Below are 4,404 nucleotides of genomic sequence, written 5' to 3' on the forward strand. Positions count from 1 at the left end.
GCTGGATCGACCGCAACTGCAAGCAGAAGAAAGTGTCTGGCCAATTCAGAGTGATGGCCGGCCGCAGCGCATGAAAGCCATTATTCGTGAAGATGAATGTATTGGCTGTACCAAATGTATTAGTGCCTGTCCGGTCGATGCGATTATTGGCTCAGGTAAACTCATGCATAGTATTTTGACTGACCTGTGTACCGGTTGCGAACTGTGCATTTCCCCGTGTCCTGTCGACTGTATTGATCTGGTGGAAGATCACCACAGCCTCCCTTCAGAAGAGATGCGCATTGCTGAACAAACCGACCTGCGCAATCGTTATTACGCTCATATTCAACGGGAAGAAAAACGACGCATCAACCGTAAGGGTCCGGTGGTCCGTGCCAATATTGATACTGCCTTATTTGCCCAATTTTCCGCGCAAAGTGATCAGGTTCCAGAAATTCAGGTTGTGGAAAAAACAGCTAAACCTGTTGTGAGCCACGATGCAGCAACCACTATTCAGCTAGCAAAAATTCGTACTCAAATCAAAAAGTTAGAAAAACAGCTCAGTGTTCGGGAAGATCCGCAAAAACGTGCCGTGCTGGATGATTTGCAACAGCAGTTGACTGCTTTGGGAGCCTCATGATGGCGGTTAAAAACATGACCAAAAAGCAGATTCAGATTTTTTTTGAACGCTTACGTGAGCAAAGACCTAGCCCTAAAACCGAACTGAATTACAGCAATCCTTTTGAGCTTTTGGTGGCCGTTACCCTTTCAGCTCAAGCCACTGATGTCAGCGTGAATAAAGCCACTGACAAGCTGTTTCCGGTGGCCAATACACCGGAAGCTATTTATGCTTTAGGCGTGGAAGGGTTAAAAGAATATATCAAGACCATCGGTTTATATAACGCCAAAGCCGAGAACGTGATTAAAGCCTGCAAAATACTGATAGAAAAACACAACAGTATAGTGCCTAACAATCGGGCTGAGCTGGAAGCATTGCCGGGTGTTGGACGTAAAACTGCTAATGTGGTGCTGAATACCGCCTTCGGCCATCCCACTATGGCAGTCGATACGCATATCTTTCGTGTAGGTAATCGCACTGGTCTGGCTATTGGCAAAAATGTGCTGGAAGTTGAACATCGGCTGGTGAAAGTCATTCCAAAGGAATTTATAGTCGATGCCCATCATTGGCTGATCCTACACGGTCGTTATACCTGTATTGCCCGTAAGCCTAAATGTCACGAATGTGTGGTAGCAGATGTCTGCAACTGGCCAGACCGTTTTGAATTTGGTGCTGCACGTAGCATTGCAGTCAAAAACATTGAAGCTGAACTTTAAGTTCAACTTTTTTGATGGATAAACAGTTTATTTATTTTTTTCTTGTTCAGCTTTTTCTTGCTCACGTTTTTGTTGTTCGTGTTGCGCCTGTAACTTCGGATGTAATTGACGCTGCAGTGTTTTAGCTGCACTTTCTGCGCGCTCTTGTTGGCGAATTTTGCTCAGCATTTTAAAACTCAAATAGAACAACGCCACCAAAATGACCAGAAACAACAACATTAAAAACAAAACACCCATTTTCACAGTGGTCGTTCCCATCAGTAAGATAAATAAAAAGAGCCCTAATATGACTTAGGACTCTTTTAATGTCAAAACATTCACTGCGAAGGCAGATGAATTATTTTGATTGATCTAGAATGGCGAACAAATCAGTTTGAACTTCTTCAATTGGACGAAGACCATTCAACTTGTCATAAGTCGGTGCATTTTCACCTGATGCTGCACGGCCTTGGTAGAAACCTACCAATTGCTCAGTTTCAGTGTGGTATGAACCTAAACGTTTACGAATGGTTTCTTCCTGGTCATCAGGACGTTGAACCAGCTCTTCACCCGTTTCATCATCTTTACCTTCCACTTTAGGCGGATTGTAAACCACGTGATAAACACGGCCAGAAGCCGGGTGCTGACGGCGACCAGAAAGACGTTTCACAATTTCTTCGTCTGGAACATCAATTTCAATCACGTGATCAATGCTGATGCCTTCATTTTCCAAAGCTTCTGCTTGCGGAATCGTGCGAGGGAAACCATCAAAGATGCAACCGTTTACACAATCAGGCTGAGCAATACGTTCTTTCACAAGACCGATGATAAGCTCGTCTGATACCAGACCGCCGCTTTCCATCACGCTTTTAGCTTTAAGACCTAATTCAGTACCTTCACGAATTGCAGCACGGAGCATATCACCGGTTGAAATTTGTGGGACATTGTAGCGCTTACAGATCAACTGAGCTTGTGTACCTTTACCTGCTCCAGGTGGTCCGAGTAATATAATGCGCATAAAAAAACATCCTCATTTAACAAATATATGTGATGCGTTTGCATGACAAATCTAGCTATTTGTCATGTAGTCCAGCATCTAATTATAAGAAAGCCACAAACAAATGTATTGTACCCGCTATAAATCCGGTTACGCCACCCAAGACAATCAGAATCCATTCATCTTCCTGAAAGGCAGGACGCAATAAATTCTGAAACTCTCTTGGCGTCAACTCGCGAATACGGTCTCTAAACATTTGATAGATTTTCTGTGCACGGCTCGCATTAAAGGCCGGGTCGCATACAGGCACCATCGTAATTTCAATCGAGCGATCGATCAAGTCCGTCTTGAGTTTTGCATACTCTTTTGGACCTAAAGACAGCTGCAAAGAGGTCCGAACAACCGGGGTTTCCATAATTTCATTAATATGGCGTTTAACGATACGGCGAGTTTTATCTTTCTTCCCGCCATACATCATCTCAGTCATGATGGATTTTAACGTAATTAGGTCTTCTGTGACCACTCGCGCAAAAACATCGGAGACTTCATCCTGGCGTTTCATAAACGCACCCTGAATATTATAGGTGCCAATACGCGGAATCACCGGTTTGAGCCATGGAAACTTGCGACTGTCAGTGCGTGCAAAAAACTGTGGATAGCGTATATAGTGCGGTTCAAGCGGATTAAATACCATCCAGATCGCAATCCAGTTGGTCAGAAAGCCCCAAACCGCTGCCCAAAAAGGAACTGTCCAGTGCCAAGGCACCACAAACCAGACAACCATCTGGAATATACCAAAGAACATCCCGATTAAAGCACTAATATGCCAAATAAAGTTGATTTCTTTTTGACCTACCTTAAGAAACATATTGACCATTAAACGGCGATCACCTTCCATCTGGCGAACCACCATTTCACGCATATCCACAAGTGACTCGACGTTCATGGTCAGCTCAGTCACTAATTCTCTTAAAATACCCGGCAGCTGTTTATGTGCTTGAGAATAAATACGGCGTTTAATGGAATAAGGCAAGTTTTCCCAAAGCACCGCATTACGGTCAATCATCATTTCATCAATCAGGTGTTCAAGTTCAAAACCGACCTGCTCACCAATGACCCGTGCCATATCTTCTGGATCCATGGCATCTAGAAATTCACGCAATGAACCCAATTTTGACAAGGTATTATCTGTAATAATTCCAGAAATGCGACCGGCTTTACGTGGCACAATCCCCTGCCAACCGACAGGGAGAGGTCCTAAATGAAATCCCCAGAACGTCAAGGGATAAAAGACCATTTTCAGCGCCATCCACACATGCGCCCAAGTTACAAAAGCTGTCACAGGAATGATGCTAAGTACTGCCCAGAAATCAGGGCGATTCAAGAAGGTTTGCCACAATTCGTTGACGTACTCAAACATGCACGATATCCATATTTAATTTTTTAATCACAAAATACTTAATTATAAAAGCTCACTATTTTCACTATAAACCGACACTTAGAGTATAGGAAAATTGTAGCATGGGCTCTGTTTCTGCAACCACATTGCCATTCTGATCTTCCATTTTTTCACCAGCGCCAATCCCAATACTAAAACTGCTAATCCGCTCTTTACTCAGCAAGACATAAGCTAAATCTATACCTGCACCCAGTCTTGCTTCATATTCATTATCAATTTTTTTACTTTCCAGATGCCCTGCATAAACACCCACATAGTAACCATTTTTATCTTTTCCGGTGAGATAGTAAGGATAACGAAACCCGACCTGACCACCGGCATTATAGTCATCATTATAAAATACGCCTGCTTTAGCATAAGCGATGCCATAAGGATTCACCCATTCTGCATTCAAATGCAGAAGTTTTTTGGTAAATCCAGCGCCCACATTCCATGGTTGAGCACTGTCTGATGTCAATTTCGCTTCAGGTGAATATGGATTGTCTTGTGCATGCGCAATGTTTGCCAGCGCAAAAAAAGCCAGCAAAGGATATAATTTTGTGATTATTTTCATCGTTGTCCCTAAATTTTATTTTTTGAAACAGTCCTTTTTTTGAATTTTGACTTTAGCAGAATTATCAGAACTCTTATATACTTCACTTTACAATTTTAATGT

6 protein-coding genes are annotated in these 4,404 nt (G+C 42.8%); 2 read left to right on the forward strand and 4 right to left on the reverse strand.

The features are described from left to right. Together B2Y23_RS07330 and nth are read left to right on the forward strand one after the other, a co-directional pair. A partial coding sequence (locus tag B2Y23_RS07330; RefSeq protein WP_291369952.1) for an RnfABCDGE type electron transport complex subunit B occupies nucleotides 1-619 on the forward strand: 619 nt, incomplete at its 5' end. Further along, nucleotides 619-1,314, forward strand: a complete 696-nt coding sequence (nth, locus tag B2Y23_RS07335; protein ID WP_291356299.1) for an endonuclease III — start codon at nucleotides 619-621, stop codon at nucleotides 1,312-1,314. The genes B2Y23_RS07330 and nth, both read left to right, overlap by 1 nt. 27 nt (nucleotides 1,315-1,341) lie before the next feature. Here nth and B2Y23_RS07340 read toward each other — a convergent pair whose 3' ends face one another. The 4 genes from B2Y23_RS07340 to B2Y23_RS07355 all read right to left on the reverse strand — a co-directional run bounded on the left by B2Y23_RS07340 (nucleotide 1,342) and on the right by B2Y23_RS07355 (nucleotide 4,293). Then, on the reverse strand, nucleotides 1,342-1,557 hold the full coding sequence (locus tag B2Y23_RS07340) for a hypothetical protein (protein WP_291356191.1): 216 nt from the start codon (nucleotides 1,555-1,557) through the stop codon (nucleotides 1,342-1,344). A gap of 94 nt (nucleotides 1,558-1,651) precedes the next feature. Beyond that, entirely contained in the window at nucleotides 1,652-2,311 is a 660-nt protein-coding gene (gene adk / locus B2Y23_RS07345) for an adenylate kinase (protein ID WP_291356193.1), read from the reverse strand. 82 nt (nucleotides 2,312-2,393) lie between these two features. Then, nucleotides 2,394-3,710 carry a hypothetical protein gene (locus tag B2Y23_RS07350; protein ID WP_291369954.1) on the reverse strand — a complete coding sequence of 439 codons (1,317 nt, stop codon included), beginning with the start codon at nucleotides 3,708-3,710 and terminating at the stop codon, nucleotides 2,394-2,396. A 64-nt stretch (nucleotides 3,711-3,774) separates the two neighbouring features. After that, entirely contained in the window at nucleotides 3,775-4,293 is a 519-nt protein-coding gene (locus tag B2Y23_RS07355) for a hypothetical protein (protein WP_291356301.1), read from the reverse strand. Nucleotides 4,294-4,404: the final 111 nt, after the last annotated feature.

The organism is Acinetobacter sp. UBA5934, from assembly GCF_002430855.1.
GTDB lineage: Bacteria > Pseudomonadota > Gammaproteobacteria > Pseudomonadales > Moraxellaceae > Acinetobacter.

What these genes read in the sequence shown, in the direction of transcription:
- nth (WP_291356299.1), top strand. Translation starts at nt 619, where the DNA reads ATGGCGGTTAAAAACATGACCAAAAAGCAGATTCAGATTTTTTTTGAA.
- adk (WP_291356193.1), bottom strand. Translation starts at nt 2,311, where the DNA reads ATGCGCATTATATTACTCGGACCACCTGGAGCAGGTAAAGGTACACAA.
- B2Y23_RS07350 (WP_291369954.1), bottom strand. Translation starts at nt 3,710, where the DNA reads ATGTTTGAGTACGTCAACGAATTGTGGCAAACCTTCTTGAATCGCCCT.